Origin of the sequence: Cupriavidus sp. 2TAF22, assembly GCF_052115045.1 — a bacterium.
Taxonomy (GTDB): domain Bacteria; phylum Pseudomonadota; class Gammaproteobacteria; order Burkholderiales; family Burkholderiaceae; genus Cupriavidus.
On record NZ_JBFRFX010000066.1, the window covers coordinates 1 to 26091 of the forward strand.

General features: G+C 67.8%; 27 protein-coding genes and 1 pseudogene. 15 read left to right on the forward strand and 13 right to left on the reverse strand.

Annotation, left to right across the window (positions count from 1 at the left end; all coding sequences use genetic code 11):
• Nucleotides 1-471: 471 nt before the first annotated feature.
• The 3 genes from AB4Z48_RS37800 (at nt 472) to AB4Z48_RS37810 (ending at nt 2037) form a co-directional block, all read left to right on the forward strand.
• Nucleotides 472-795: a hypothetical protein gene (locus AB4Z48_RS37800; RefSeq protein ID WP_441623585.1), complete on the forward strand. Its 324-nt coding sequence runs from the start codon at nt 472-474 to the stop codon at nt 793-795.
• Between the two features lie 510 nt (nt 796-1305).
• On the forward strand, nt 1306-1746 hold the full coding sequence (locus AB4Z48_RS37805; RefSeq protein WP_441623587.1) for a MarR family winged helix-turn-helix transcriptional regulator: 441 nt from the start codon (nt 1306-1308) through the stop codon (nt 1744-1746).
• A gap of 45 nt (nt 1747-1791) precedes the next feature.
• Nucleotides 1792-2037: a hypothetical protein gene (locus AB4Z48_RS37810; RefSeq protein ID WP_441623589.1), complete on the forward strand. Its 246-nt coding sequence runs from the start codon at nt 1792-1794 to the stop codon at nt 2035-2037.
• Nucleotides 2038-2085: 48 nt separating this feature from the next.
• Here AB4Z48_RS37810 and AB4Z48_RS37815 read toward each other — a convergent pair whose 3' ends face one another.
• Entirely contained in the window at nt 2086-2955 is an 870-nt protein-coding gene (locus AB4Z48_RS37815) for an FAD synthetase family protein (protein WP_441623591.1), read from the reverse strand.
• 165 nt (nt 2956-3120) lie between these two features.
• Nucleotides 3121-4068, reverse strand: a complete 948-nt coding sequence (locus tag AB4Z48_RS37820; protein ID WP_441623593.1) for a LysR family transcriptional regulator — start codon at nt 4066-4068, stop codon at nt 3121-3123.
• A 196-nt stretch (nt 4069-4264) separates the two neighbouring features.
• On the opposite strand from AB4Z48_RS37820, the gene AB4Z48_RS37825 reads away from it, so the two are divergent.
• From AB4Z48_RS37825 to AB4Z48_RS37850, 6 genes and pseudogenes are all read left to right on the forward strand, one after another.
• Nucleotides 4265-4822: a flavin reductase gene (locus AB4Z48_RS37825; RefSeq protein ID WP_441623595.1), complete on the forward strand. Its 558-nt coding sequence runs from the start codon at nt 4265-4267 to the stop codon at nt 4820-4822.
• A 97-nt stretch (nt 4823-4919) separates the two neighbouring features.
• Complete coding sequence (locus AB4Z48_RS37830) at nt 4920-6473, forward strand: 4-hydroxyphenylacetate 3-hydroxylase family protein (protein WP_441623597.1); 1554 nt, start codon at nt 4920-4922, stop codon at nt 6471-6473.
• A 98-nt stretch (nt 6474-6571) separates the two neighbouring features.
• Nucleotides 6572-7162, forward strand: a complete 591-nt coding sequence (locus AB4Z48_RS37835) for a malonic semialdehyde reductase (RefSeq protein WP_441623599.1) — start codon at nt 6572-6574, stop codon at nt 7160-7162.
• Between the two features lie 56 nt (nt 7163-7218).
• Nucleotides 7219-8055 (forward strand): intradiol ring-cleavage dioxygenase, encoded by an 837-nt coding sequence (locus AB4Z48_RS37840; RefSeq protein WP_441623601.1) that lies wholly within the window; start codon nt 7219-7221, stop codon nt 8053-8055.
• A gap of 484 nt (nt 8056-8539) precedes the next feature.
• A pseudogene (locus tag AB4Z48_RS37845) lies at nt 8540-8920 on the forward strand (SphA family protein); the annotation flags it as partial.
• Between the two features lie 68 nt (nt 8921-8988).
• A complete protein-coding gene (locus AB4Z48_RS37850; RefSeq protein WP_441623602.1) occupies nt 8989-9696 on the forward strand; it encodes a pirin family protein in 708 nt (235 codons plus the stop codon).
• Nucleotides 9697-9772: 76 nt separating this feature from the next.
• Here the strand turns inward: AB4Z48_RS37850 and AB4Z48_RS37855 are convergent, their stop codons facing one another.
• From AB4Z48_RS37855 to AB4Z48_RS37865, 3 genes are all read right to left on the reverse strand, one after another.
• Nucleotides 9773-10567: an alpha/beta fold hydrolase gene (locus tag AB4Z48_RS37855; protein ID WP_441623603.1), complete on the reverse strand. Its 795-nt coding sequence runs from the start codon at nt 10565-10567 to the stop codon at nt 9773-9775.
• A gap of 24 nt (nt 10568-10591) precedes the next feature.
• Nucleotides 10592-11557 carry a hydroxyquinol 1,2-dioxygenase gene (locus AB4Z48_RS37860; protein ID WP_441623605.1) on the reverse strand — a complete coding sequence of 322 codons (966 nt, stop codon included), beginning with the start codon at nt 11555-11557 and terminating at the stop codon, nt 10592-10594.
• A gap of 123 nt (nt 11558-11680) precedes the next feature.
• A complete protein-coding gene (locus tag AB4Z48_RS37865; protein ID WP_441623607.1) occupies nt 11681-12649 on the reverse strand; it encodes a LysR family transcriptional regulator in 969 nt (322 codons plus the stop codon).
• 219 nt (nt 12650-12868) lie between these two features.
• On the opposite strand from AB4Z48_RS37865, the gene AB4Z48_RS37870 reads away from it, so the two are divergent.
• Nucleotides 12869-14077, forward strand: coding sequence for an FAD-dependent oxidoreductase (locus AB4Z48_RS37870; protein WP_441623609.1), 1209 nt, complete (start codon nt 12869-12871; stop codon nt 14075-14077).
• 61 nt (nt 14078-14138) lie between these two features.
• Complete coding sequence (locus AB4Z48_RS37875) at nt 14139-15203, forward strand: maleylacetate reductase (protein WP_441623611.1); 1065 nt, start codon at nt 14139-14141, stop codon at nt 15201-15203.
• A gap of 128 nt (nt 15204-15331) precedes the next feature.
• On the opposite strand, the gene AB4Z48_RS37880 is transcribed toward AB4Z48_RS37875, so the two are convergent.
• The 8 genes from AB4Z48_RS37880 to AB4Z48_RS37915 all read right to left on the reverse strand — a co-directional run bounded on the left by AB4Z48_RS37880 (nt 15332) and on the right by AB4Z48_RS37915 (nt 22349).
• Nucleotides 15332-16450, reverse strand: coding sequence for a porin (locus AB4Z48_RS37880; RefSeq protein WP_441623612.1), 1119 nt, complete (start codon nt 16448-16450; stop codon nt 15332-15334).
• A gap of 204 nt (nt 16451-16654) precedes the next feature.
• Nucleotides 16655-17638 (reverse strand): tripartite tricarboxylate transporter substrate binding protein, encoded by a 984-nt coding sequence (locus tag AB4Z48_RS37885; RefSeq protein ID WP_441623614.1) that lies wholly within the window; start codon nt 17636-17638, stop codon nt 16655-16657.
• 172 nt (nt 17639-17810) lie between these two features.
• A complete protein-coding gene (locus tag AB4Z48_RS37890; protein ID WP_441623616.1) occupies nt 17811-18434 on the reverse strand; it encodes a hypothetical protein in 624 nt (207 codons plus the stop codon).
• Nucleotides 18431-19087 carry an SCO family protein gene (locus AB4Z48_RS37895; RefSeq protein WP_441623618.1) on the reverse strand — a complete coding sequence of 219 codons (657 nt, stop codon included), beginning with the start codon at nt 19085-19087 and terminating at the stop codon, nt 18431-18433. Before AB4Z48_RS37895 ends, AB4Z48_RS37890 begins: the two co-directional genes overlap by 4 nt.
• A 1-nt stretch (nt 19088) precedes the next feature.
• Nucleotides 19089-19697, reverse strand: a complete 609-nt coding sequence (locus tag AB4Z48_RS37900; protein ID WP_441623620.1) for a c-type cytochrome — start codon at nt 19695-19697, stop codon at nt 19089-19091.
• A gap of 22 nt (nt 19698-19719) precedes the next feature.
• Nucleotides 19720-20322, reverse strand: coding sequence for a cbb3-type cytochrome c oxidase subunit II (locus AB4Z48_RS37905; RefSeq protein ID WP_441623622.1), 603 nt, complete (start codon nt 20320-20322; stop codon nt 19720-19722).
• A gap of 3 nt (nt 20323-20325) precedes the next feature.
• Nucleotides 20326-21939, reverse strand: a complete 1614-nt coding sequence (locus AB4Z48_RS37910; protein WP_441623624.1) for a cbb3-type cytochrome c oxidase subunit I — start codon at nt 21937-21939, stop codon at nt 20326-20328.
• A gap of 248 nt (nt 21940-22187) precedes the next feature.
• The gene (locus tag AB4Z48_RS37915) at nt 22188-22349 is read right to left on the reverse strand and encodes a hypothetical protein (RefSeq protein ID WP_441623626.1); all 162 of its coding nucleotides are present in this window, start codon (nt 22347-22349) and stop codon (nt 22188-22190) included.
• A gap of 141 nt (nt 22350-22490) precedes the next feature.
• On the opposite strand from AB4Z48_RS37915, the gene AB4Z48_RS37920 reads away from it, so the two are divergent.
• The 4 genes from AB4Z48_RS37920 to AB4Z48_RS37935 all read left to right on the forward strand — a co-directional run.
• Nucleotides 22491-22895 carry a hemerythrin domain-containing protein gene (locus AB4Z48_RS37920; protein ID WP_441623628.1) on the forward strand — a complete coding sequence of 135 codons (405 nt, stop codon included), beginning with the start codon at nt 22491-22493 and terminating at the stop codon, nt 22893-22895.
• A 51-nt stretch (nt 22896-22946) separates the two neighbouring features.
• A complete protein-coding gene (locus tag AB4Z48_RS37925; RefSeq protein WP_441623630.1) occupies nt 22947-24158 on the forward strand; it encodes an NnrS family protein in 1212 nt (403 codons plus the stop codon).
• 65 nt (nt 24159-24223) lie between these two features.
• Nucleotides 24224-25285 (forward strand): dicarboxylate transporter/tellurite-resistance protein TehA, encoded by a 1062-nt coding sequence (locus tag AB4Z48_RS37930; protein ID WP_441623632.1) that lies wholly within the window; start codon nt 24224-24226, stop codon nt 25283-25285.
• 94 nt (nt 25286-25379) lie between these two features.
• Nucleotides 25380-26091 (forward strand): aminotransferase-like domain-containing protein (locus tag AB4Z48_RS37935; protein ID WP_441623634.1); only part of this gene is annotated, 712 nt, incomplete at its 3' end.

Below are 26091 nucleotides of genomic sequence, written 5' to 3' on the forward strand. Positions count from 1 at the left end.
GAGTCCTTCGCTTCCCCTGGCTGTTATCTACTAGTAGATAGACTGTCTGGCCAAAAAAAACGGGGTGTCCCCGGTACTGCGCTGGATCCTCTTTCCTGCTTCAGCTTTCTTGCTGGGGCGGAGCAGTGGCTTCCATGAGCAGAATATTACCTACTGGTAGATAGATAGTCAAGGAGTTTTCAGAAGAATCTTTGGGAAGCCTCTTACGGAATCGGATCAACGGCCATCCATGCACCGCATGAAACGCTTCAGCCTCCCTTGGTACCCCTTTATATTCCACAAGAGGCACATCAAGCGGTGCCAATGGCGGTTCGCGCATCAAGCAACAAGCACTTACAACGTTTTCCTACGGCCTCCCCGGTTTCGCTCCTACGATTTAACTGTGCGACACACAGCATAGGCTAGGACGACCGTCGGCTAGGCGCCGATGGCTGGTCCCAATGCATTCTGTCATTACTCCTGGAGCAAACGATGCGCAAAGTACTCACAATGACGTTACTGGTCGCCGCCGCTGTGGCCTCTGGCGCGAGCTATGGCCAGCAAAAGAAAGCCGATCCCTACACCGACGGCGCCAAAACCGGCAAATTCGACACTTACACAGACGGCGCGAAATCCGGCAAGTTCGATACCTACACGGACGGTGCCAAGCAATCCACGCGGTCCGACCTGAACGCTACGCAGGGCAAGCGCGATCCGTACACCGACGGCGCCAAGGCTGGCAAGCCCGACCCCTACACCGACGGCGCCAAGGCCGGCAAGCCCGACCCGTACACTGACGGCGCAAAGTCCCAATAAGGGCGTCGCGCTGATCTCGCGGACACCGCGATTCCAGGTTGCATTCTGGATCGCCGCGCGCGCGGCGCGGCGATCCAGGCCTGGCCGCCGGTATTCTTCCGGAGGCCAGGCTTCCTTCTTCCGTCCAATCCCCCTTCCCCAGCCAACCGCCAGCGGCGGATTCGCGCTCGCCGGCGAAGATACGCTCTCGCCGCTCGCGTCTCCGGCCGTGCCCGGCACGACTTCCCTAGCCGGATCGCCGTCTTCGGACAACCCGCGAAGCGGTCGCGCAGGCCCTCGGTTGCGCCACCCCCGGCACCGTCATCGCCATGTTTCGGGGATTCTCCCGCCAGCCGCTTCGCCGGCCGGGCCAGGCGCCGTAGCCAGCGGCACCGGGCATCCAGGTGCCATGACGGCCTCATACTCCGGCACACCCCCCGCCAACGAATGAAACGTAGATTCTGACCTTGCAATTATCTGACTGCGCAAATACTATCCAGACAGCGCAACGACGAACGAGGGGGAAAGACGATGAGGCATTACACCAACGAGAGCTTCAACCTCACGCAAAGTGTCGGGTTCTTCCTCAACAAGGCCCGTAACCTCGTGCTGATGGAAATGGATGCGGCGCTCAAGGAACTGGACATCACCGCCCAGCAAATGGGCATCGTGCTGTCGCTCTCGCGCGGGACGGCGACCACGCCGTTTGAGCTGAGCAAGCTCCTGGTCATCGACTCCGGCCTCATGACCCGCATGCTGGACAAGCTGGAACAGAAGGGATTGCTGGCCCGCTCGCGCAGTATCGAAGACCGCCGCGTGGTCAACCTGGAACTGACCGACAAGGGCCGCGCCGTGGCCGCACGGATTCCCGAGATCGCTCCCGAAGTGCTGAACGCGCGCCTGAAGGATTTCAGCACGGCCGAGTTTGAAGAATTCCTGCGCCTGCTCGACAAGTTCGCGTTCGCGGCCTGAGCTCGGGTTTTTTCAGGCCATTATCTGACAGGTCAGAAAGACTACGTGGCGCGCGGCTCGCTGCAGACCGGCCTGTCCATGCAGGCCGACATGGATACCACCAAGCGTGACCGCGCACAGCCCGGCGCGGTCAGGAAGACCGCATACAGCACCGACGTCTATTGCGGCTACGCCAAGCAGGCCGATGCAGAGATCACCAGCCTCATCACCAGGAACAGCACCGCCGGAGCGCAAGCCCGGTCGGCCACGCTCGCCGCGAAGCCCGCGCCCGCACAGGGTGCGGCCCTGTAAGGGCGCAACGCGGTTGGCGGCAATCATCGCGATGCGCCGCGCGGCCGCTCACGCCGCGGCCAGCTCCTCCACCTGCGCCAGTTCGTTGGCGCGGTGAAAGAAACGCAGCGTCATGCGCTCGCCGCAGGCTGCATCGATGTTTTCGCGCGTGAGCAGGTGCACCGCGCGCATGCCGCCAGCGGATGCCGGGATCACGCGCAGGATCGCCGGAGTCCATGGCAGCGCGCGCCCCGCGCACCGCACCGCGCCGGCGTAGTCGTCCGCGGCCGGCATGCACATGCCTTGCGGCAACATCACCTGCAGCGCCGATGGCGCCTGCGCCGCGGCAACGACACCGCTGATCTCGTGCGGTCGCGCCAGCAGTGCCGCGGCTGCCCTGACTTCGCCAAGCTGGATCAGGCGGCGCGTCTCGCTCGACGAGCAATGATTGCCCGCGACGGCCTCCGCCGGCCCGCGCAGCGGCACGGGCTCCACCGCGAATCCCCACAGCGCCCCGAGCATGCGCAGGTAGTCGACCTTGCCCTTGCGGCCCCGTCCGCATGCGAAATTCTCGCCCACCACCAGCGCGCGCATGCCCAGTTGCCCGGCCAGCGTGGTGCCCACGAAGTCCTCCACGGCCTGCGCGCTGCGCTGCCTGTCGAAGCGCAGGACCAGGCAGGCATCGGCGTCGCCGGTGGCAGCCAGCAGGGCCAGGCGCTCGTCCAGGCTCGACAGCAATGGCGGCGGCCCGTCGGGATGGACCACGGCGCGCGGGTGCGGATCGAACGTCACCACCACGGCGGGCAGCCCGGCCTGCCGGCCGCGCGCGCGCAGCAGCGACAGCACGCGCCGGTGTCCGCGGTGCACGCCGTCGAACATGCCGATGGACACAACCGCGCCGCGTGGCGCGAATTCGCTTGCTTCGGTGATGACTCTCATGGATTCGTCTCCCGCACGGTAGGCATCCGCGTGAACGACCGGGGCAACACGCCCGGGACGCATGCAGCGAATGCTATGGCGTGAAACGCTGCGCTTCCAGCGCGGGCCCGAGCATAAAGACTATAACCGGCGCTCGCCGAAGGGTTTACCTGTAAGGCGTCGCCCCTATTCCGGCCGCGCCGCATCCTGCCGCTGGAACAGCGTGCGCAGCACCGAGCGGATCCACTGGTTGCCCGCCTCGCGGTGCACGCGATCGTGCCAGTACAACGCGATCTCGATGCTGGGCAGCGTCAGCGGCGACTCCACCATTTGCAGCCCCATGTCCCTCGCCAGCACTGTGCCCAGCGTCATCGGCAGCATCACCACTGCATCGGAATGCCTGACGATCATCGCCGCCGCGGTGAACATCGGCACGCGGCAGACGATGTTCTCGCGCGGCACGACAGCCTCCAGCGCGCGCTCGATGGAGAGGTGCTCGTGCCCGGTGCCGGCCGCCGTGACCAGCACGTGTTTCTCCGCCGCGAATTCCGCCAGGTCCGTCGTCGGGCCCAGGCGCGGATGGCCGGCGCGCGTCACCGCCACGTAGCGTTCGCGCCAGAGCGGCTGCCGCCGCACGCCTTGCGTGAGGTTGGGAAACGAGCCGACCGCGATATCCACCAGCCCCGACTCCAGCCACAGGTCGATGTGCTGCGCATCGCAGTTCACGGCCTGCACGCGCACGCGTGGCGCCGCGATGCCGAGGTGGTTGATGATCGGCGGCAGCATCTGCGCCACGCCCGCATCGGTGATGAAAAAACTGAAGGTGCGCTCCGCCTTGGCGGGATCGAACGGCACGTGGTCCGAGCGCAGCGCGCGCATGCGCTCGAGGATGCCGCGCACCGGCTCGGCCAGCGCCAGCGCCTTGGGCGTGGGCTCCATGCGCAGCGCCACGCGCACGAACAGGGGATCGCCGAAATACAGCCGCAGCCGCGCCAGCGTCTTGCTCAGCGCAGGCTGCGTGAGATTGAGCACGCGCRCGGCCTTGGTCAGGCTGCGCTCGGCTAGCAGGACCTCGAATACCTGCAGGTGATGGAGGCCCAGTTCGTCTTCATTCCGCGAAGGAATAGTGTCCATGACTTCGTCTCGATAGTAGAAGGCCGGCATTCCATTTAGTCTACTTTCAACGCACGGCCTTGAACACAGGAAGCCGCGAGATGCGCGCCGGACGCACACACAAAAGCGCACCAGAGACAGACATGCAGTGTTCTTCCCGATGATGGTGCGAAGACTTCCCCAGCATCGGGCAATGTCCACGAAAGGAGGATCTACCATGCCAGGCTTTCCCTTTGCAGCCCACGACACCGCGCATGACCAGACGCCCGACGCGCATCCCGGCATCACGGCGCAGGCCTTCCGCGAAGCACTCGCCAAGGCCGTCACGCCGGTGACCGTGATCGCCACCGACGGTGCTGCCGGCGTGGCCGGTGTCACCTGCTCGGCGGTGTGCTCGGTCTGCGACAACCCGCCCACGGTGCTGGTCTGCATCAACCGCAAGAGCTACGCCAATGCCGTCATCAAGACCAACGGCGTGCTCAGCGTGAACTGGCTGCAGTCCGCGCAGTCCGCCGTGTCGCAAGTGTTCGCCGGGGCCGGTGCGTTGCCCATGCCGGAGCGCTTCGCCAACGGGGACTGGGGCACCTTGCAGACCGGCGCGCCATGCAGCCAGGCCGCCAGCGTGACGCTGGACTGCCGCGTGGCGGAGTCCTACGAGGTCGGCAGCCACAGCATATTCATCGCGCATGTGCTGGCGGCCAGCCACGCCGACGCCGTTTCGCCGCTGGTCTATTGCCAGCGCGCCTATGCCACCACGCAACCCGTCGCTGCCTGAGCGCAGGCGTCTGGCGCGCACAGCCACCGCACCATCACCGCAGCACCAGATCGCATCGCATCCCCGCGAAGTCGATTCACTCAAGGAGAAGACAGCCATGATCCGCACCGGGAAGCAGTACCTGGAATCCCTCAACGACGGCCGCGATGTCTGGGTCGGCAACGAGAAGATCGACAACATTGCCACCCATCCGAAAACGCGCGACTACGCCCGGCGGCATGCCGACTTCTACGACCTGCACCACCGCCCCGACCTGCAGGACGTCATGACGTTCATTGACGACGACGGCGAGCGGCGCGCCATGCAGTGGTTCGGCCACCGCGACAAGGAACAGCTGCGCCGCAAGCGCAAGTACCACGAGACCGTCATGCGCGAGATGGCCGGCGCGTCCTTCCCGCGCACGCCGGACGTCAACAACTACGTGCTGACCACCTATATCGACGACCCGCAGCCGTGGGAGACGCAGTCCATCGGCGCCGAAGGCCGCATCAAGGCCGCGAACATCGTCGACTTCATCCAGTTCGCCAAGGAGCGTGATTTCAACTGCGCGCCGCAGTTCGTCGACCCGCAGATGGACCGCTCCAACCCGGACGCACAGCAGAAATCGCCGGGCCTGCGCGTGGTGGAAAAGAACGACGAAGGCATCGTGGTGTCCGGCGTCAAGGCCATCGGCACCGGCGTGGCCTTCGCCGACTGGATCCATATCGGCGTGTTCTTCCGCCCCGGCATCCCGGGCGACCAGATCATCTTCGCCGCCACCCCGGTCAACACCAAGGGCGTCACCATCGTCTGCCGCGAAAGCCTGGTCAAGGATGATCCCATCGAACATCCGCTGGCTTCGCAGGGCGACGAGCTCGACGGCATGACCGTGTTCGACAACGTCTTCATCCCGTGGTCGCACGTATTCCATATCGGCAACCCCGAGCATGCCAAGCTCTATCCGCAACGGGTGTTCGACTGGCTGCACTACCACGCCCTGATCCGCCAGATGGTGCGCGCCGAGCTGGTGGCCGGCCTGGCCGTGCTGATCACCGAGCATATCGGCACCAACAAGATCCCGGCCGTGCAGACGCGGCTGGCCAAGCTGATCGGTTTTCACCAGGCCATGCTGGCACACGTGATCTCCAGCGAGGAACTCGGCTTCCATACGCCGGGCGGGCACTACAAGCCGAACATCCTGATCTACGACTTCGGCCGCGCGCTCTACCTGGAGAATTTCTCGCAGATGATCTACGAGCTGGTCGATTTGTGCGGCCGCAGCGCACTGATCTTCGCCAGCGAAGACCAGTGGAACGACGAAAAGCTCAACGGCTGGTTCGAGCGCATGAACAGTGGCCCGGTGGGCAAGCCCCACGACCGCGTCAAGATCGGCCGCGTGATCCGCGACCTTTTCCTGAGCGACTGGGGCAACCGCCTGTTCGTGTTCGAGAACTTCAACGGCACGCCGCTGCAGAGCATCCGCATGCTCACCATGCAGCGCGCCGAGTTCTCCGGCGCGGGTCCCTACGGCAAGCTGGCGCGCCAGGTCTGCGGCATCGACGCCACCGCGGCCGACGAGACCGAATACAAGAAGACCGCCGACTACGCCAAGGCGCTGGATTCGGCCCGCCACCAGGAGGAAGTGGCACTGGCCGGCGCACTGTCCATCTGAACCCGGCCGACCAGCATCCCGCCCGCCGGCGTGGCCCCTTGCCGCGCCGGGCGGCCGGCTTTCCATTGCTTCCGTCCGTATCACAAAGGAACCCCGACATGCCCAAGAACGACATCCTCGACACCCTGTTCGGCAACGCCCGCAGCCAGAACGGCTGGCGCGACCGCTCCGTCTCCGACGCGCAGCTGCGCGAAATCTACGAGCAGATGAAATGGGGCCCGACCTCCGTCAACTGCTCGCCCGCGCGCATCGTGTTCGTGCGCACGCAGGACGCCAAGCTCAAGCTGAAGGACGCGCTCGCCCCCACCAACGTCGACAAGGTGATGAACGCACCGGTGGTGGCCATCGTCGGCTACGACACCAACTTCCACCAGGCGCTGCCCGAACTGTTCCCGCACAACCCGGCGGTCAAGGCCTGGTTCGAAGGCGAGGAAAAGAGCGCCTTCCGCGAGACCACTGCGTTCCGCAACGGCACGCTGCAGGGCGCCTACCTGATCCTGGCCGCGCGCGCGGTGGGGCTGGACTGCGGCCCGATGTCGGGCTTCAACAATGCCGCCGTGGACGCGGCCTTCTTTGCCGGCACCGCCATCAAGTCCAACTTCATCTGCGGCCTGGGCTACGGCGATCCCGCCAAGGTCTTCGCACGCAGCCCGCGGCTGTCGTTCGAGCAGGCCTGCACGCTTGCATGAGCGCGCAGTCCGGCCAATCGCTTCCTTACCGGTCCCCCAACGCAGGAGAAATAACCATGCGCAATCTCGACCAAGACACCATCACGCAGGCGGTACTCGCGCGCCTGACCGATACCCCGGATCCGCGCGTCAAGGAGATCGTGACCAGCCTGGTGCAGCACCTGCACAGCTTTGCGCGCGAGGTCAGGCTCACCGAGGCCGAATGGCTCAGGGGCATCCGCTTCCTCACCGACACCGGCCACAAGTGCGACGACAAGCGCCAGGAGTTCATCCTGCTGAGCGACGTGCTGGGGCTGTCGATGCTCACCGTGTGCATGAACAACCAGAAGCCGCCCGGCTGCACGGAGGCCACGGTGTTCGGCCCTTTCCATGTCGAAGGCGCGCCGCAGTTCGAGGATGGCGCCGACCTCGCCAACGGCGCCAAGGGCGATCCTTGCGACGTGCATTGCACGATCCGCGACCTGGATGGCAAGCCGGTGGCCGGCGCCACCATCGACGTCTGGCAAGCCGATGCCCAGGGCAACTATGACGTCCAGTACGAGGGGCTGGACGCGGCGCAGGCACGCGGCGTACTGCAAGGCGGAGACGACGGCAGGTTCAGCTTCAGCACCATCGTGGCGCAGGCCTACCCGATTCCGGACGACGGCCCGGTGGGAGAGCTGCTGCGTGCCACGGGCCGCCATCCGTGGCGTCCCGCCCACCTGCATTTCATGATCAAGGCACCCGGCTACGAAACCCTGGTCACGCATGTGTTCCGCAAGGGCGACCGCTACCTGGACTCCGACGCGGTGTTCGGCGTGCGCGAATCGCTCGTGGGCGAATGGGTGCCGCAGCCCGACGGCCGTCACCGGCTCGACTTCGACTTCGTGCTGCACCGCGCCGCCGCGGCATAGCCGCGGCCGCAGGCCGCCCGCCCGCGGCGCGCCGCACCGGCCGGTTCAAGTTGTTGTTCCCCTCTTGCAGACAACCAGGAAATCTTCATGGAAAAACGACTTGCCGGCGCCGGTACGGCGCCAGCCTGCGCGCGCGTGCACCGCTCCCCGGCGCTGCCCCGCCGCGGGGTGGACATCGCGCTGGCCGCCACGCTCGCGCTCGGCAGCGCAGCCGCGCTGGCCACCGAGGGCGGCGGCAGCTCATACCCCGTCGGCGTGGAGACCAACTACAACGGCATGATGCTGCCCGAGGGCTTGCACGCCTTCTTCTACTACTCGTACTACAAGGCCGCCCGCTCCAAGGACGACAACGGCCGCGACAACAGGCAACTCGCAGACTTCAGCCTGGAGGTCAATTCAGTCGCCGCGCGGGTGAGCTACGTATGGCACCTACGATGCCAGCGCGCGCGTCAACACCGGGCGCAACTACTACCAGTTCGCCCCCTTCTTCGCCGTGACCTGGTTCCCGCTGCCCAAGGTCGATGTGAACGCCAAGTTCCGCTACGGCTTCAACACCCGCAACAACGCCACCAACTACCAGTCCGGCGACGAAGCCACGATCGAATTCAGTGCCGGCTACCGGCCCGTCGCGCCACTGCAGTTCGGCATCAACGGCTACGTCTACCGCCAGACCACCGATGACCGCCAGAACGGCCAGGTCGTCAACGGCAACGGCAACCGCGGCCGCGTCAACGCACTGGGCCCTTACCTGAGCTACAACATCACGCCGGCCATGCCGCTGATCCTAAAGCTGCAGTTCGAGTTCGATGCCCACGACCGGCCCAAGGGCACGCGGCTGTGGCTGCAACTGAAGATTCCCCTGTAAGCGGCCGCGAACACCACCAGGATCGCCGCCCTCTCCTTCTCACCCGAAGCAACTCGAACCACACTGCCATGAGCATCGAATTCCGCCACGCCCAGCCACGCGGGCACGCCGACCACGGCTGGCTGCGCGCCCGTCATTCTTTCTCCTTCGGTTCGTACCACGATCCCCGCCATCTGCGCTTCGGCCCCATCGTGGTCCTCAACGAAGACCGCATCAGCCCCGGCATGGGCTTTGGCGAACACGCCCACCGGGACATGGAGATCATCTCCTATGTCATCAGCGGCGCCCTTGCGCATCGCGACAGCATGGGCAACGGCTCGGTGCTGCGCTATGGCGACGTGCAGCGTATGAGCGCCGGCCGCGGGATCGCGCACAGCGAATTCAATGCCTCGGCCAGCGAGGAGGTGCATTTCCTGCAGATCTGGATGGAGCCGCGCGAAAAAAGCCTGCCCGCAAGCTACCAGGAGCAGCACTTCGATGCGGCGTCCAAGCGCGGCGCGCTGCGCCTCATCGCCTCGCCCGATGGCCGCGACGGCTCCGTGCTGATCCATCAGGACGCCTGGCTGCGCGCGGCCATCCTCGACGGCGCCGACAGGGTGGAGTACCAGTGCGTCGCGGAGCGCCAGGCCTACCTGCAGGTGGCGCGCGGACACCTGCGCGCCAACGGGCACCAGCTTGACCAGGGGGACGCGCTGAAGATCGCCGGCCCGTGTGCGCTGACGCTGGACGAGGGCCGGGATGCGGAAGTGCTGCTGTTCGACGTGGCGCGCGTCTAGGAAAATGGGCCGCGACCGCCGCCTCCCGCCGCCGTCGCGGCTGCAACGCAGGCGGCAAGCGCGGCCGCGTGCCCGGCTAGGCGGGCTGGCCCAGCAGGAAGGATTCCAGCGCCGCGCTGGTGGCGGCCGGCGTTTCCAGCAATGGGTAGTGGCCCGCTCCGGCCAGCACCTGCACGGTCGCGTCGCGGTACCACTGGAGTGTAGTGGCGCGCGCGGCCGCCTCGGTGTTGACGGCGTCATGCTCGCCCACCAGCACCAGGATCGGGCGCTCGCTGCCTTCGACCTGCTGGCTGATGTCGGTACGGCTGGCATCGCGCGCATAGCTGGCGAAGGCGGCGGCATCGATGCTGTCCCAGCTGGCCTGGACCACGGCCCGCGCAAAAGCCGCGGCATAGCGATTCGCGGTGCCAGCCGCCACCAGTTCCGCGCGCCGCTGCGCCGACTCGGCCGCCGCCTGCAGCGTCTGCAGGCGCTGCGGATCGTTGCTGCCGCCGCGCGCGTTGAGCCCGGCGATCGACACGATCGCATCCACGCGCTGCGGCAGCGCCACCGCAAGCATCTGCGCGGTCAGCGCGCCCAGCGAGTGCCCCGCCACGGCGAACTGCCGCCAGCCCAGGAAATCGGCCAGCCGCGTGGCATCGATCACGGCCTCGCGCAGGGTCATCAGCCCGCGTTCCTTGCGTGCCTGCCCGTAGCCGCGATACTCCACCGCGACATACTGGAAGGCGTCGAGGTCGGCCCAGCGCAGCATGTCATCGAAGGCGTCGCGCGTGCCGAGCAGGCCGGGAAACAACATCACCTTGCGCGCGCCGGTGCCGGTCAGCTTGAACGACATCATGGCGTCACCTCCGAGGCCGCGCGCGGCAGCCATGCTTGCAGTCCTGCTTTGTTGCGATCAGACATGGATCGGGTCCTCCTTCTGCATTTGCTTGCGCAGGTCCTCGTGCGAGACGTTGAACTGCGGCGAGATCTTCAGCTCCGTGCCCAGCAGCGCCTCTTCCTCGTCCATCTTGAAGCCGAGCGACTTGGTCGCCTCGAACATCACGCCACCCGGGGTGCGCACGTAGACCGATTCGAAATAGCCACGGTTCTTGCGGTCCGAGAAATCGGTGAAGCCCATGCCCTCGGTGTCGAACTTCACGCGGGCCTGGCTATCGTAGTCCGCCACGTCGAAGGCGCCGTGGTGCACGATGCCTTCGGCCAGCGTCCAGGTGCCCTGGCGCAGGTCTGGCGCGTGCAGTACGTCGATGCGGCGCCCGGCGCCGCCCTCGCCCGCCTCGTAGCGCGTGAAGCTGCCGTCGTCCGCCGTCTTGCGGAAGTACCAGGCGCGCTCCATGAAGGTGTCCATGTCCTCCAGCTCGCGCACGGTCACGGTCCAGTTATGGAAGCCGCGCACCGCGTATTGCGCCGGCACGTGCCCGGAGCGCCACGGCTTGCGCGTATCGGCGGGATCCTCCACCACTTCGAAGTCGATGCCTGCATGCACCACGCGCAGGTACTTCTCGCCGAAGCGCTCCGACTCCTGCGCAATGGCGATGCCGTTGCGGCCGAAGTGCTCGCGCCAGAAATCCAGCGAGCCCGCCGGCACCGAGTAGGCAATGGCTGTGAACTGGCCCGATCCCTTGCGCCCGACGAGTTCCGTGCGTCGCATCGGGAAGGTGGTCATCACCGTGCCGGGGGTGCCATCCTCGTCGCTGAAGTAAAGGTGGTAGATGGGTATGCGGCCATCGTAAAAGAGCGTGCGCTTGATAAAACGCTGCCCCATCACCTTGACGAAGAAGTCGACATCGCCCTGGGCCGTGYTGGTGCACAGCGTGATGTGATGCAGACCACGAATGAGATTGCCTTGCGTATTGTCCATACCGTCTCCTTGACTGCCCGCGCAACCGGTGCATGCGGGCCTGGCAGAAGTATGGAAGGGCACCCGGCACGCGGCCATAGCCGCAAAGGCATAGACCGAATGCCAAAACGGCATCCGGGGGCGTCAGGCGGAGCGGGCCCCGTCGCCGCTTTCACCCCCATCGTCCGCGTGGCCGTGGTCGGCCAGCAGGGAGTGGATCAGGTCGCGGAACCACTTGTTGGCGGGATCCTTGTGGAAGCGCTCGTGCCAGAACTGGCGCACCACGAAGCCGGGGATGCGCACCGGCAGCTCCATCACATGGGCGCCGACCAGCCTGGCCACTTCCTCCCCGGCCCGGCGCGACATCGTGAACAAGGCGTCGGAGCTGGGCAGCGTGGTGAGCACGGTCAGGAAGTTCGGCAGCGTGACCACGAAGCGCTCGGCGCAAATGCTGTCCAGCAAGAAGCGCTCGAGCGCCTCGTAGCCGATTGGCAGCGGTGCCACCAGCGCATGCGAGGCATTGAGATAAGCCTGCTCGTCCAGCACGCCCTGCGCGGCCGGATGGCCGGCGCGCGCCAGGCAGACATAGTCCGAGGCGTAGAGCCGGCGCTGGTAGAACGGGGAGCGGCTGATCGCGAAGCTGCCCAGGGCAAGGTCCGCCTCGCCCTCCTCCAGCATCTCCTCCACGCCATGGCGCGGCGCTGCAATCGCCCGCACGCGGATGCCCGGGGCATGCTCCGCCAGGTGGCGCAGCAACCGCGGCAGCAGGAAGGCCGCGCCGAAATCGGTAGCGACGAAGCTGAAGCTGCGGTGCGACAGCGCCGGATCGAACTGGTCGGGGCTTTCTATCGCCTCCTGCATCAGCTGGATCACGGTGGCGATGCGCGGCGCCAGCTCACGCGCGCGCGGCGTGGGCGACATGCCGGCCGTGGTACGCACGAACAGCGGATCGCCGAAGTACTGGCGCAGCTTGCTCAGCGACTGGCTCATCAGCGGCTGGCTCAAGCCGAGGCTGTCTCCGGCCTGGGTCAGGCTGCGCTTGCGCAACACCGCGTCGAAGACAATCAGCAGCCGAAGGTCGAGCGAGGCGGCGAAACCGGCATTCTTTGCCATGAACAGAATTCCTGTGTGGACTGTGGCGCACTGCCTGGCGGGAGCGAACGCCAGCGCCGCGGCAGGCTTCCTTGTACCCGAACCGCGCGCGCCCGTGTGGCCGGCGCGCATTCAAGTTCCGAATGGCGCCGATGCGATTGTGCGTATCGACACCCGCCGGGCCGGCCGGTACCTTGCACACGGATTCTAGGCGACGCCGATCCAAACAAGGAACCGAACATGTCATACGATGAACGAATTGCGATTATCGGGGCCGGCCCCGTTGGCCTGACCACCGCACTGACGCTGGCGCGCCGCGGCGTGCCCTGCGTCGTGTTCGAGAGCGCGGACGAGATCGCGCGCGAGCAGCGCGGCGCAGCCTTCCATCCGCCCACGCTGGAGATCTTCCGCGAGCTCGGCGTCGAGGCGGCGCTGACGCGCATGGGCATCCGCATCCCGGTCTGGCAGATGCGCGACCGCACCGAAGGCGTCTATGCCGAGTTCGATCTCGGCACGCTGTCCGCGCTGACGGATTTCCCGTTTCGCTTCCACCTGCCCCAGCACTACCTGTCCAGCCTGCTGGTCGAAGAACTGCGCACCTTGCCCGGCGTGGAGCTGCGCTTCGGTGAAAGCCTCGAATCGGCCACCAGCGACGGCGAGCGCGCCACGCTCCGGCTGCGCAGCAAGGACGGCTCGCGCGCGTTGCAGGTGCCATGGGTGGTGGGCGCCGACGGCGCCCGCAGCATGGTGCGCAAGAGCGCCGGCTTCGCCTTCGAGGGCTTTACTTGGCAAGAGAAGTTCCTGGTGACCAATGTGGCCATGCCGATGGAGCCGCTGGGCTACACCGGCACCGCCTACGTCTCCGACCCGGACCACTGGGCGGTGGTGCTGAAGCTGTACGACGATGCCCGCCCCGACCTCTGGCGCGTCGCCATGCCGGCCGACCCCGACGTGGACGACGCGGTGCTGCTCGAACCCGCCAATGTGCAGGCCCGCCTGCGCGAGACGCTCGGCGTGGACATGCATTTTCCACTGGCTTACTCCGGCACCTACCGCGTGCACCAGCGCGTGGCGGACACCTTCGTCAAGGACCGCATCCTGCTGGCCGGCGACGCGGCCCATATCAACAACCCCATCGGCGGCTTCGGCCTGAACGGCGGCGTGCATGACGCCTTCAACCTCGGCAACAAGCTGGCCGAGGTATGGCACGGCCGCGCCGGCGCCGGGCTGCTGGACCTCTACTCGCGCCAGCGCCGCACCGTGGCGGTGGAGGTGGTGCAGAAGAACAGCATCCGCAACAAGAAGGCCATGGAAGAGCGCGACCCGCAGGTGCGCCGCCAGAACCAGCAGGCCATGCACGCGATCTCGCTCGACCCGCGCAAGACCCGTGAATTCCTGCTCGACAGCTCGATGATCGCTTCGATACGCCGCGCCGATGCCATCGCCTGAGGCGATGCCATGGGCGCGGCATGACCGCGGCTCCGGCCGCCACCACTGGGAGACACCACACATGATGCAAGACCGCTTTATCTACTCGCCCCTGCCCGCGCGCGTGGTGTTCGGCGCCGGCTCGCTCGCGGCGCTGCCGCGCGAGCTCGACCTGGTCGGCGCGAAGCGCGCGCTGGTGCTGTGCACGCCCGAGCAGACCGCGCTGGCGGACCAGGTCGCCGCGCTGCTGGGCGATCGCCATGGCGGCACGTTCCCGGGTGCGGTGATGCATGTGCCCATCGAGGTCGCGCGCCAGGCGCGCGCGCTGGCCGCGCGGCTGGGCGCCGACTGCGCGGTGGCGGTGGGCGGGGGGTCCACCATCGGCCTGGGCAAGGCGATCGCGCTGGAGTCGCCCATGCCCATCGTGGCGGTACCCACCACCTATGCCGGCTCGGAGATGACACCGATCTACGGCATCACCGAGAACGGCGAGAAGAAGACCGGGCGCTCGGTGCAGGTGCTGCCGCGCAGCGTGGTCTATGACCCGCGGCTCACGCTGAGCCTGCCGCCGGCGATGTCCGCCACCAGCGGCCTGAATGCCATCGCGCATTGCGTGGAAGCGATGTACGCAGCCGACGCCAACCCCGTCACCACGCTGATGGCCGAAGACGGCATCCGCGCCCTCGCCGGCGCGCTGCCCGATGTCATGGCACGCCCGCATGACCTGGCCGCGCGCACCGCCTGCCTGTATGGCGCCTGGCTCTCCGGTTCGGTGCTCGGCAGCTGCGTGGTGGCGCTGCACCACAAGCTCTGCCACACCCTGGGCGGCATGCTCAACCTCCCACATGCCGAGACCCACGCCATCATCCTGCCGCATGCCGTGCAGTACAACGCGGCCGCCGCGCCGCGGGTCATGGCGCGCATTGCCAGCGCGCTCGGCGGCGACGACGCCGCGCGCGGCCTGCACCGGCTGGCGCGCCGCCTGCAGGTGCCGCTGGCGCTGGAGCAACTTGGCGTACGGCACGCAGACCTGGCGCGCGTGGCCGACCAGGCCTTGCGCGCGCCCTACCCCAACCCGGCGCCGCTCACGCGCGAAGGCATCTTGCACTTGCTGGAGAACGCATTCGCGGGCGTGGAGCCGAACTGACCAGGCGCGCTGGCGGTTGCCTCCCGCAGCCGAAAGAAAAACGCGAAGGGCCGGCAGGAATTTCCGCCGGCCCTTCGTGCATCCGGCCAACCCGGTGCCGCAGCGATACCGGGGCCGGCGCAGTGCCATCAGAATACGTGCTTGATGCCCACCATGGCGCCGAGCTGGGTGGCGCCCGGCGCGGGATTCGCGCCAGGCTGGCCGTTGCTGACCGACAAGGCCGACTGCCCGCCGTTGTTGATATAGCCAGCGGTGGCGTAGACCGAACTGCGCTTGCTCAAGGCATAGGTGGCGCGTGCGGCGAACAGCCAGGCTTTGTTGCTGCTGTCATGGAAACGCAGGTAGAACGCTTCGCCGTCCACGCTGAAGGCCGGCGTCACCGCGTAGGAAACCCCGCCGTACCAGAGATCGCTGCGCGGCGTGGGGCTGCCCTTGTTGTCGCGCCGCACCAGCCCCAGGCCCGCCTTGGACTCGCCGAAACGCACGAAGCCGTTGAGCGAGAGGCGGTCGTCGCGCAGGCCGCTGCTGGTCAGTCCGCCGAAGGCGCCCGGCCCGCCGCGCAGCGAATCGTAGGCGGCGTTGACCACCCACGCCCTGGCGTCATACTGCAGCAACGCGGACCACTCGCGGCAGGCACGCGGGTCGGCCGGGTTTTCCCCGCCGCAGTTGGTGCCGGCCGGGCTGGGGCCGGCATTGGCGCCGTCACGCCCGAAGCTGTAGCTGGCGCCCATGGTGAAGCCGCCGAAGGTGCCCTTGTAGGTAATGGCGTTGTCGGCGCGCGAGTTGGCCATATAGCTGTCCAGCGAGGCCGAGCCGAAGGTGTTTGGGCCGAGCATGTCGGCTTCCAGGTTGGCCCAGAACGTCATGGTGTACTGGCGGCCGAGCCCGAGCTGGCCCCAGTTGCCCGCCAGCCCGACATAGGCCTGGCGCCCGAACAGCCGGCCGCCCTGGTTGGATACGCCGTTGTCGGGCGAGAAGCCGGACTCCAGCACGAACACGGCCTTCAGGCCATGGCCGAGGTCTTCGTTGCCGCGCAGGCCCCAGCGCGACGGCACGGTGCCAGTCAGGCCCGGCATGCGGGCTACGTGGTCGCTCGCCGCGCCGACGTGGTTGATGTACTCCACGCCGGTATCGACCACGCCGTACAGCGTGACGGCCTGTGCGGCCGCCACGCACGGCATGGCCGCCAGCACGGCCAGGGTGGCTTGCGTGGCTTGTGCGGCTATCGTGAGCTGGCTTGGTTTCATGGGATGTCTCCTCCGGTACTTGCTGTTGTTGTAGTGAGGCGCCGGCGCAATGCGCGGGCACGCGCGCGCAGGCAACGCGCGAGGCAGGCACCCGCAGGGATGGCGTCGGCGCAGAGTCTCGGCCGTAACCAGCCCCGCGCAGGGGCGCAGGGCAGCGCGCGCCGGCTGCTGCGGCGCGCGCGGCGCGGCGAATGCAGCCGGGCGCTATTCCACCGAGGCGCCGGTGGCGCGCGCGATGTCGGCCCACCGGGCCGCATCGCTGGCGATAAAGCGCTTGAACTGCTCGGGACTGGACGGCGCCAGGTCGACGTTGAGCGCGGCAAAGCGCGCCTTGACGTCGCTCGAACGCAGGGCCTTGAGCACTGCGTCGTTCAGCCGCGCGATGACCTGCGGCGGCGTATTGGCCGGCGCCAGCAGGCCAAGCCACGACATGCTGGCAAAACCCGGCAGGCCCGACTGAGCGATGGCGGGCAACTGCGGACGCGCGGGCGATGGCCGGGCGCTGCTCAGGCCCAGCGCGGTGAGCTTGCCGGCCTTGATGAAGCTGTCGGCCGCGGCCAGGTCGGCGAACATGACCTGGGCGTGCCCGGCCACGACATCGTTGAGGCCCTGCATGGTGCCCTTGTATGGCACGTGCTTCATGTGGATGTGCGCGAGCTGGTTGAAATGCTCGGCACCCAGGTGATTGGACGTGCCGGCGCCGGACGAAGCGTAGTTGACCTGCTCCGGATGGCGGCGCGCGTATTCGATCAGTTCGCCGGCGGTCCGCACCGGCAGGCCCGGGGTGGCCACCAGTACCTGCGGCACTTCTGCCACCAGCGAAATCGGCGCGAAGTCGCGCACCGGGTCGTACCGCACCCGCCCCTTGGGATACACGGCCGGCGCGATGGTCAGCGAAGACGCCGCCATCAGCAGCGTGTAACCGTCAGCATCGGCGCGCGCGACGTATTCCGAGGCGAGCATGGTACCGGCACCGGGCCGGTTCTCCACCACCACCGCCTGGCCGAGCGAATCCTTGAGCTTCTCGGCCAATACGCGGCTCATCACATCGGCGATGCCCCCGCTGGTCAGTGGCACCACCAGACGGATCGGGCGCGTGGGGAATGGCACGGTGGCCGTATCGGCACTGCGGGCGGCGCCGCACGCGAGCAGCGCGCAGGTGGACAGCAGCAAAGCGGGGCGCTTCATAGGGCATTGTCTCCATCATCGTTATCGGCAGCGGTGCCGGCCGGCCCGCTGCGCCTGGTTTTCGATGCATTAGACAATGCGTTGATGGCGGGCGACAGGCCCAATGGCTAATGGATGGCATAAGCGGCTTGCATGCGCGCGCATGCCTCGCATACCCTGGATGGGCGCCTTGCTAGACCGCGGGCTGATCCGCCTTGCCCGCGGCCCAGGCCAGCAGCCAGATGCCCAGCAGCCCGGAATAGATGGTCAGCCCCACGCCCGCGACGCGCTGGTCGGCCAGCAGGTAGCTGGCGCAAAGCCGCTGCTCGCTGTCGATGAACAGCAGCCCGATGGTGAGCCCCATCCAGACATAGTTGCCGCCGAAGAACAGCACCAGCGGCCATGCGCCGGCCCCCACGCCGATATGCGCCGCCATGCCGGCCGCCAGCACCAGCACGTACTTGGCAGCCAGCGTGGCCGGTTCCAGCCGGCTCAGGTCCAGCGCGATAGGCAGCATCCATGCGCCGTAGGCCAGCAGCGCAAACGCCAGCAGGCTCAGCAGATAGGGCCGCAAGGCCGCCGCGACGCGCTCGCGACGCGCGCACGGCAGCAGCCAGGGCAGCGCCCAGCCGGCGCCGGACAGGCCCGGCAGCAGCACCAGCATCTGTAGCGTCATCGAGCCTTCGAGCAGCGCATGCACGCGCGGGATGCACAGCGCACCGCCGGCCAGCGCCAGCGCGGCGGCGAGCCAGGCGCGGCCCGGCACGCGCGCGGCGAGCTGGCGCAGCCAGGGCACCTGGGCGACCGGCGCGGTCATCGCACCCTCCCGCGTGCGAAGTCGTAGGCTTGCTGGTAATCGGCCAGCGCGTAGACGGCCAGCACGCGGCCCCGGGCATCGGTCACGTGCAAGCCGCCGTTGTGCTCGAAGCCGCCCAGGCCATCCGGGATAGCGATGACATCGGCATCGTGCAGCAGCGCCCGCATGGCAGGCGCTGCGAGCGGGGCCGCTACCTGCCAGCCGGGCAGTCGCGCACGGTGTTCCCGCGCGTAGCCGGCCAGGCTGGCGGTATCGTCGCGCGCGGGATCGAATGAGAGCGAAACCAGTCCGATGCGGCCCTCCATGCCGTCGGCGCGGATGCGCGACTGCAGTTGCGCGAACTCTGAGCCGAGCGCGCGGCACACGCTCATGCAGCGTGTGTAGATGAAGTCGACCAGGTAGAGCTGCGCGCCCTGCCCTGGCTGCACGCCCGCGCCGAACAGCCGCGTGGTCTGGCCGAGCTGGTTGCGCGTATCGATGGCGGGCAGCGCCAGCGCGTGTTGTCCGATGCGCTCCGCGCGGCGGTCATCGAGCGTCCAGGCGGTGAAGCCGAAGGTGAGGTAGTGCAATCCCGCGACGGCCAGCGCCAGCACCAGCACCAGCAACAATGCCAGTGCCGGCCCCGCGGCTGCCGGCCGTGCGGGCGACATCATGTCAGCCGCCCGGCGCGCCCAGCCCGGCGTCGCCGTCGAAGGGCGCTGTCATGGCGGCGGTTTCGGCGCGCGCGGCCTTGACCGTGTCTGCCGTCACCGGCGGCGCGCTGTTGCCCCACTGGCCGCGCACATGCGTGAGCACGGCGGCAATCTCGGCGTCGTTGAGCTGGTCGGCGAAGGCCGGCATGGCGCCGTTGTACGCGCTGCCCTTGACGGTCAGCTTGCCGGTGATGCCGCGCAGGACGATCGCGGCTGCCTTGGCATCCTTGCCGTTGACCCATTCCGAGCCGGCCAGCGGCGGGAACACGCCGGGCAAGCCCATCCCGGTGGCCTGGTGGCACGCCACGCAGCGCCCCTGGAAGATGGCGGCGCCGTCGACGCTGCCGCCGGCCGGCTTGCCGCTGCCCTGCAGGTCGGCGACGGTGCGGCGGTCACCAAACTCCGGCGGCTGGTCGATCGGCGCCACGGCGATATACCAGGCGCCCCAGGCCACCAGCCCCGCCACGATGGCCAGCACCACCTTGGGAATCGGCGTGCGGCTCTCGTGGGGATCAGGGTTCTCGCGCGAGCGGGCTGCCGCGGCCTGGCGCTTTTCCGATGGGTTGTCCATCTGTGTATTCTCCGGGACGCGGTTACTGGGCTGGCTTGGCGGGCGCCGGCGCCGGCAGCACGGCGCCGGTACGGTTGAGCGACTGCAGGTAGGCGACCAGGTCGAGCGCGGTCGCCGTGGCCACCACCACCTTGCCGGGCGGGTTGAAGGCTTCCGGCAGCGCGACCACCTTGTCGCCCTGCTCGGCCTTGTCCTTGATGTCGAACATGAAGGGATAGCTCGGCATGATGCTGCCCGGCACATAGGCGCGCGGCTGGTACAGGTGGCCCAGGTGCCAGTCGGCGCTGGGCTGGCGCGCGCCGATATTCATCAGGTCGGGCCCGGTGCGCATGGTGCCCAGCAGGTGCGGCTTGTCGTAGTAGTAGTCGCCGGCCACCGCCACGCGGCCCCAGCCGCGCTTGGCGTCCGGTGCGAACGAAGCGTCGCGCGGCTGCTGCGAATGGCAGTAGACGCAGCCGTTGGCGATATATACCTCACGCCCGCGCAGCTGCGCGGCGGAGTACGGCTTGACGCCTTCGGTGGGTTTCACATCCCTGAGCTGAAGGTAGGGAATCACGACCAGGGCGCTGGTTGCCAGGGCAAGCATGACCATGCCGCCGGCCAGCAGGGCTCGTTCATTGTTCACGTTTCAAGCTCCCAGTGCCCGCTTGCGGCCTTGATGGAACAGAGCGGGCCGGTCCCGGTTCGGTCCCAGGCCAAGAATTGCGCATACGAAATTGGTGACGAAGAAGAGATGGCCGAGCAGCATCATGCTGCCGCCGAGCGAGCGCACCTTCAGGTAGGGGATGGTGACGCTCACGGAATCCATGAATGGCCTGGCGGCGTCCAGCATGGCCGTGCCCTGCAGCCAGCCGCCGATGGACAGTCCCACGAAGTACACGCCGATGCCGCCCGCGGCCAGCCAGAAGTGAGCGTAGATCATCCAGCGGTATGGCCATTCGCGGCCGGTCACGCGCGGCACCATGAAGTAGATCGCGCCGAAGAAGGCAAAGCTGACGAAGGCGTACAGCCCCAGGTGGGCGTGCGCCACGGTGTAGTGCGTGAAGTGGGTCACGCGGTTGACCGAGCGCAGGGCCTCGAACGAGCCCTGGGCCGAGCTGAGCGTGTACATCATGCCCCCGAAGGTCATGAAGCGCAGCGTGGGCGAATCGATCAGGCGGTGGAAGTTGCCGCGCAGCGTCTGGTGCTGGTTGATCGAGAACGCGATCACCGGCACCAGCATCATCATGCTCTGCACGATGGACAGCGTGATCAGCCAGCCAGGCACCGGGCCGCCGATCAGGTGATGCCCGCCGACCTGGCCGTAGAAAAAGGCCAGCGCCCAGAAGCCCAGCAACGACAGGCCGTACGACTTGACCGGCTGGCCGATGATCTTGGGCAGGAAGTAATAGATCGAAGCCAGCGCCAGCGGCGTGTAGAACAGGCCCAGCACGTTGTGGCCGAACCACCAGTTCATGGTGGCCTGCTCCACGCCGAAGTGCAGGCCGGGGAAATTGGCCACCAGGAACAGCACCGGGAACCAGAACAGCGCACAGCCCATGTACCAGACCGAAACGTAGAGGTGGTCCACCTTGCGGTTGACCAGCGTCAGCACCAGGGGCATGCCGACCAGCGCGCCGCCCGCCACCAGCAGGATGTCGACCTGCCAGGGAATCTCCAGCCATTCCAGGCCGTCGGAGATGCCGGCGGCGATGCTGCCGATGCCGGCGATCAGGCCCGCGTTCCACAGCGCGGCGCCCAGCACCGCGTATTTCGCGCCCTGCAGGCGTGTCTTGAGCAGGCGCGGCAGCAGGAACAGCGCGATCGACAAGCCTGCCATCGGTGCCCAGCCGTAAGCCACGGCATTCAGGTGGATGGTGCGGATGCGGCCGAAGGACAGCCAGGGCACCTGCGCCAGCAGGTCGGGCTCGTGCAGCTTGACCGAGGCGGTCAGCCCCGCCATGGACGCGACCACCAGCCACACCATGGCGCAACAGATAAACAGGAAGACCACGGGTGCCGACGATTCATCGGCGATATCGCGCGACGAATCGTGCTCCGCCTCGTGGGCAGCCCTGTACGCGTGCGCGCCCGACTGGTCGGAGGCAGGGTCTTCCGACTGCCCCGCCTCCCCGCGGTCGAAGATCACGTTCGCCGCGGCCGGCGAGGTATCGAACAGGCCCTTCTGCATGCTCCAGATAAAGGCCGCGAGCGCGACCACCGAGAGCAAGAAGGCGGATAGCAGGATAGCGATGGTGTTCATGGGACGATCGGTTGCTGCCGCACTTAGCGTATGGCGACGGTTGCCGGGCATGCGGATGCGCCCGCCCTGTGGGTGGCAATATTGCGGACATGCAGGCGGCGCCCGGCGGCAGCCTGCCCTCCGTTAATTCATCCCGGCATGCAGGCATGCGCAGACGATGATCAAACTTGGTTCTTTTTTTGCGAAAGGGCTGGCACAGGCGGGAAACGGCTACGCCTGGGTGCGCCACAGGCCCCGTCCCGTGCAGATTAGGTCCTCGATGGCTTGGCCGCCATAGCCAGTTTTCGGATTTTTCTGGTAACCACCTGTGGGGCCGCTTCGCTGCAGTGCTTGCTGGCATTGCCGGGAATGGCTTGCCCGGCAATGCCGCGGCGGATCGTCGCGCCCGCTGCCTGCCAGTCCTTTTGCATGGCCCGATTCGCACGCCGTTTTTTATGTTGCATTTGAAATGCTTGTTTTATAGAATCGTTGTCAGGTTGCTGCGCCGCACGATGCAAAGACACCGCGTGAGCCCGCCGCAACCGCGATAAATACGACAAGGAAGAAGCGCAATGACCTCGCTGATCGACACCATGCTGGACGAGCACCAACGCATCTTCGCCATGCTCGACGAACTCCATGCCCTGGGCATCGGCTCGGATGCCGGCAAGAAGAAGCTCGTCGAGCTGCGCCAGCTGGTGGTAGCCCACCTGGCGCGCGAAGATCGCCGCCTCTATCCGCCCATGCACCGCCATGCGCAAACCCAGCCGATCGCGCAGGAATACGAGGCGGAGATGCATGTCATCTCGCGTGAGGTGCTGGCCTTCTTCGATAGCTACCGGCAAGGCGGCGACAAGCTCGAGTTCGCACGTGCGCTGGGTCGCACCGTGTCGCGCCTGCGGGCCCGCATGACGCGCGAGGAGATCCGCCTGTACCCGGCCTTCCGCAAGCATTGCGAGGAAGCCGCCACAGCCTGAGTTCCCCGGCATCCCACGGGGATACGTAACCCGACATTCTGCGAGGCGCCCATGCAGCCCCTGCTCCAGACCCAGCCACCCGCCAGCCGCTCCCCTGCCGGTCCCGGCGGCCATCCCGTGCTCGCTCTTGCTTTCCGGCCCTTCTACCTGCTCGCGGCTGCCTTCGCGGTGGTCTCGGTGGGCCTCTGGGCGGCCATCTACCTGGGCTGGTGGCCGGGCGGCGCCGCGCAACCGCCCATGGGCGGCATGCTCTGGCATGCCCATGAAATGGTGTTCGGCTTTGCGGCGGCGGTGGTGGTAGGTTTCCTGTTCACGGCGGGCAAGAACTGGACCGGGCTGCAAACACCGCGCGGCGCGCTGCTGGCCGCGCTGGCGGCCGTCTGGCTGGCGGCGCGCGTGCTGATGTGGACCGGACCGGCGCCGGCCGCGGTGGTGCTGGACCTGGCTTTCCTGCTGCTATGCGCGGCCAGCTTCCTGCATGTATTGGTGCGCGCCGGCAGCAAGCGTAACTACGGCCTGGCCGGCGCCATGTTCCTGCTGTGGGCGCTCAACCTGGCGTTCCATGTGGCCCTGGCGCGGGGTGCCGCGCACGTGGCGCTGCAAAGCGCCGACGCCGGCATCGGGCTGGTGGTGGTGTTCATCACGGTGATCGGGGGGCGCGTCATCCCCATGTTCACCGCCAATTCCGTACCCGGGGTACGGATCCGCCGCTCTTCGCTGGCCGAGCGTAGCGTGGTGCCGCTGACGCTGGCCGCGATGGCCGCCTGCGCGCTGGCCCCGCAAGGCATCGCCACCGCCGCGATCGCGCTGCTGGCGGCCCTGGCCCAGGCGGTACGCCTGGGCGGCTGGGGCTCGCGCCATACCCTGCGCACGCCGCTGACCGCCATCCTGCACCTGGCCTACGCCTGCCTGCCGCTTGGGCTGGCGCTGCTGGCCGCCGCCGCGCTGGGCTGGGCGGACCGCTCCACCGCGCTGCACGCGCTCACCGTGGGCGCCATCGGCTGCGCCATCATGGGCATGATCACGCGCACGGCGCTGGGCCACACCGGCCGCAAGCTCGAAGCGCGCGCCATGGAAACGGCCGCCTACGCTTGCATCGCCGCGGCGGCCCTGCTGCGCGTGGCCGGGCCGCTGCTCTTGCCGCAGTACAAGGCGTTCTGGATCGGCTCGGCGGCGGCAGCCTGGATGGCGGCATTCGCCCTCTACCTGTTCAAGTACGCGCCGTTCCTGACGCGGCCGCGCGCCGACGGGCGCGAGGGCTGACGCCTGCCCCACGGCCAGGGAATCTCCGCACTGGAAGTACGTCAGTACGCAAGCAAGCCGCCCCCATGTCCCACGAACCGCTCCACCCGCCAGCGGCCGGCATCGCGCCGGCCTGTGCCGCCAACGAACCCGCCGTCCCGCACGCTGCCGCCATGGCGCCGCCGTTGCCGGCCGCGGCCTTCAGCATCGTGCTGGGGCTGGCCGTGATCGGCCGCGCGTGGCGCCACGCCAGCACGCTGTGGCAGATGCCGCATGCCATCTCCGAGACGATCCTGGCCTGCGCGGCACTGCTGTGGGCGGGGCTGCTGGTGACCTATGCCGCGCAGCTCCTGCACCGGCGCGGCGCCCTGGAAGCAGAATTCGCGCATCCGGTACGGGGCAGCACGCCGGCCCTGCTGGCCATCGCCACGCTCCAGCTGGTGCCGGCGCTGCTGCCGTATTCGCCGGCCGGCGCGTGGCTGCTGGCCGTGGCCGGCATCGGCTGGCACCTGGCCTTCGCCCTCTGGCACACCGGCAGGCTGTGGCAAGGCGGCCGCGATCCGCGCGACACCACGCCTGCGCTCTACCTGCCCACGGTGGCCGCCAACCTGGCCAGCGGCGCCACGCTGGGCGTGCTCGGCCACGCGGACTGGGGCTGGTTGTTTGTCGGGGCGGGGACCTTGTCGTGGCTGGCGCTGGAATCGCAGGTGGTTGGCCGGCTGCTGCAGCACGAGGGCATGCCGGCCTCGCAGCGGGCGCTGCTGGGCATCCAGTTCGCGCCGCCCATGGTGTGCGCGGCCGCATGCCTGGCCGTAGCCCCGCAATCGGCCCACTCGCAGTGGATCCTCATGCTGCTGGGCTACGGCCTGTTCCAGATGCTGCTCGGCCTGCGCCTGTTTCGCTGGCTTGGCGAACAGCCCTTCCACCACTTCGGCTCGTGGTCGTACACCTTCGGGCTGGCCAGCGCCGCGGTCGGCGTGCTGCAGCTGGCCCTTGCCGGCGTGCCGGCGGCGCGCGCGCTGGCCGGGCCGTTCTTCCTGGCATGCAACCTGGTCATCGGCTACCTGGCGCTGCGTACGGCGGGCCGCTTCGCCGGCAGCCTGGCGCCGCGCGCCGCCGCGCCCGCCGGCGCGGGCAGCGCTGGATGAAGCACAAACGACGATGCCCGTCCGGGGCAAGTGGAAAGCGTCCGGACTGGCTCGTAGAATCTACGAAATTCCTTGCGCCTCAGGTAACCAGTAAATGGATGTCCATTTGAATATTCACGGCCGGCAAGGGCTGGCCGGCCAGCTCTACCGCCAGTTGCGCGCGGGCATCGTCGACGGCCGGCTGGCGCCGGGCGAACGGCTTCCGTCCACCCGGGATCTCGCTACCAGGCTCGGCGTTTCGCGCAAGACCACGCTCGATGTCTTCGAGCGCCTGATCGCCGAAGGCTACCTGCGCTCGCGCGCCGGCGACGGTACCTTCGTGGCGCCCGAGATGAGCCGGCTGGCGCATCCACCTTCGCCGGCATTCCCGAGCCCGGGCTCGGGCTCGATCTGGGAAGAACTGCCGGACGCCCTGCCGCACACGGCACCGGGCGCGGCGCCTGCCTTCGACTACGTCGGCGGCGTGACCGACAAAAGCCTGTTCCCCTTCGACAAATGGCGCAGCTGCGTGGGGCACGCACTGCGGGTACAGGCACGCGGACGAGGCGCCTACCGCGACCCCGCCGGCGAGCAGGAACTGCGCCTGGCGGTGTCGCGCTACCTGGCTTTCAGCCGCGCGGTGGTCAGCAACTGGCAGGATGTCATCGTCACGCATGGCGCGCAGCAGGCCATCGACCTGCTGGCCCGCGTGGTGAGCCGCCCGGGCGACGTGGTGGCCGTGGAAGACCCCGGCTACCCGCCCGCGCGCATCGTCTTCTCCGCCGTGGGCGCACGGCTGGCTTATGTGCCGGTGGACGCGGACGGGC

Bases quoted from the DNA above. Each gene is read 5' to 3' on its own strand.
- AB4Z48_RS37800 (WP_441623585.1), top strand. From the start codon at position 472: ATGCGCAAAGTACTCACAATGACGTTACTGGTCGCCGCCGCTGTGGCC.
- AB4Z48_RS37805 (WP_441623587.1), top strand. From the start codon at position 1,306: ATGAGGCATTACACCAACGAGAGCTTCAACCTCACGCAAAGTGTCGGG.
- AB4Z48_RS37815 (WP_441623591.1), bottom strand. From the start codon at position 2,955: ATGAGAGTCATCACCGAAGCAAGCGAATTCGCGCCACGCGGCGCGGTT.
- AB4Z48_RS37825 (WP_441623595.1), top strand. From the start codon at position 4,265: ATGCCAGGCTTTCCCTTTGCAGCCCACGACACCGCGCATGACCAGACG.
- AB4Z48_RS37830 (WP_441623597.1), top strand. From the start codon at position 4,920: ATGATCCGCACCGGGAAGCAGTACCTGGAATCCCTCAACGACGGCCGC.
- AB4Z48_RS37835 (WP_441623599.1), top strand. From the start codon at position 6,572: ATGCCCAAGAACGACATCCTCGACACCCTGTTCGGCAACGCCCGCAGC.
- AB4Z48_RS37840 (WP_441623601.1), top strand. From the start codon at position 7,219: ATGCGCAATCTCGACCAAGACACCATCACGCAGGCGGTACTCGCGCGC.
- AB4Z48_RS37850 (WP_441623602.1), top strand. From the start codon at position 8,989: ATGAGCATCGAATTCCGCCACGCCCAGCCACGCGGGCACGCCGACCAC.
- AB4Z48_RS37855 (WP_441623603.1), bottom strand. From the start codon at position 10,567: ATGGCTGCCGCGCGCGGCCTCGGAGGTGACGCCATGATGTCGTTCAAG.
- AB4Z48_RS37865 (WP_441623607.1), bottom strand. From the start codon at position 12,649: ATGGCAAAGAATGCCGGTTTCGCCGCCTCGCTCGACCTTCGGCTGCTG.
- AB4Z48_RS37870 (WP_441623609.1), top strand. From the start codon at position 12,869: ATGTCATACGATGAACGAATTGCGATTATCGGGGCCGGCCCCGTTGGC.
- AB4Z48_RS37875 (WP_441623611.1), top strand. From the start codon at position 14,139: ATGATGCAAGACCGCTTTATCTACTCGCCCCTGCCCGCGCGCGTGGTG.
- AB4Z48_RS37880 (WP_441623612.1), bottom strand. From the start codon at position 16,450: ATGAAACCAAGCCAGCTCACGATAGCCGCACAAGCCACGCAAGCCACC.
- AB4Z48_RS37885 (WP_441623614.1), bottom strand. From the start codon at position 17,638: ATGAAGCGCCCCGCTTTGCTGCTGTCCACCTGCGCGCTGCTCGCGTGC.
- AB4Z48_RS37890 (WP_441623616.1), bottom strand. From the start codon at position 18,434: ATGACCGCGCCGGTCGCCCAGGTGCCCTGGCTGCGCCAGCTCGCCGCG.
- AB4Z48_RS37895 (WP_441623618.1), bottom strand. From the start codon at position 19,087: ATGATGTCGCCCGCACGGCCGGCAGCCGCGGGGCCGGCACTGGCATTG.
- AB4Z48_RS37900 (WP_441623620.1), bottom strand. From the start codon at position 19,697: ATGGACAACCCATCGGAAAAGCGCCAGGCCGCGGCAGCCCGCTCGCGC.
- AB4Z48_RS37910 (WP_441623624.1), bottom strand. From the start codon at position 21,939: ATGAACACCATCGCTATCCTGCTATCCGCCTTCTTGCTCTCGGTGGTC.
- AB4Z48_RS37915 (WP_441623626.1), bottom strand. From the start codon at position 22,349: ATGCAAAAGGACTGGCAGGCAGCGGGCGCGACGATCCGCCGCGGCATT.
- AB4Z48_RS37920 (WP_441623628.1), top strand. From the start codon at position 22,491: ATGACCTCGCTGATCGACACCATGCTGGACGAGCACCAACGCATCTTC.
- AB4Z48_RS37925 (WP_441623630.1), top strand. From the start codon at position 22,947: ATGCAGCCCCTGCTCCAGACCCAGCCACCCGCCAGCCGCTCCCCTGCC.
- AB4Z48_RS37930 (WP_441623632.1), top strand. From the start codon at position 24,224: ATGTCCCACGAACCGCTCCACCCGCCAGCGGCCGGCATCGCGCCGGCC.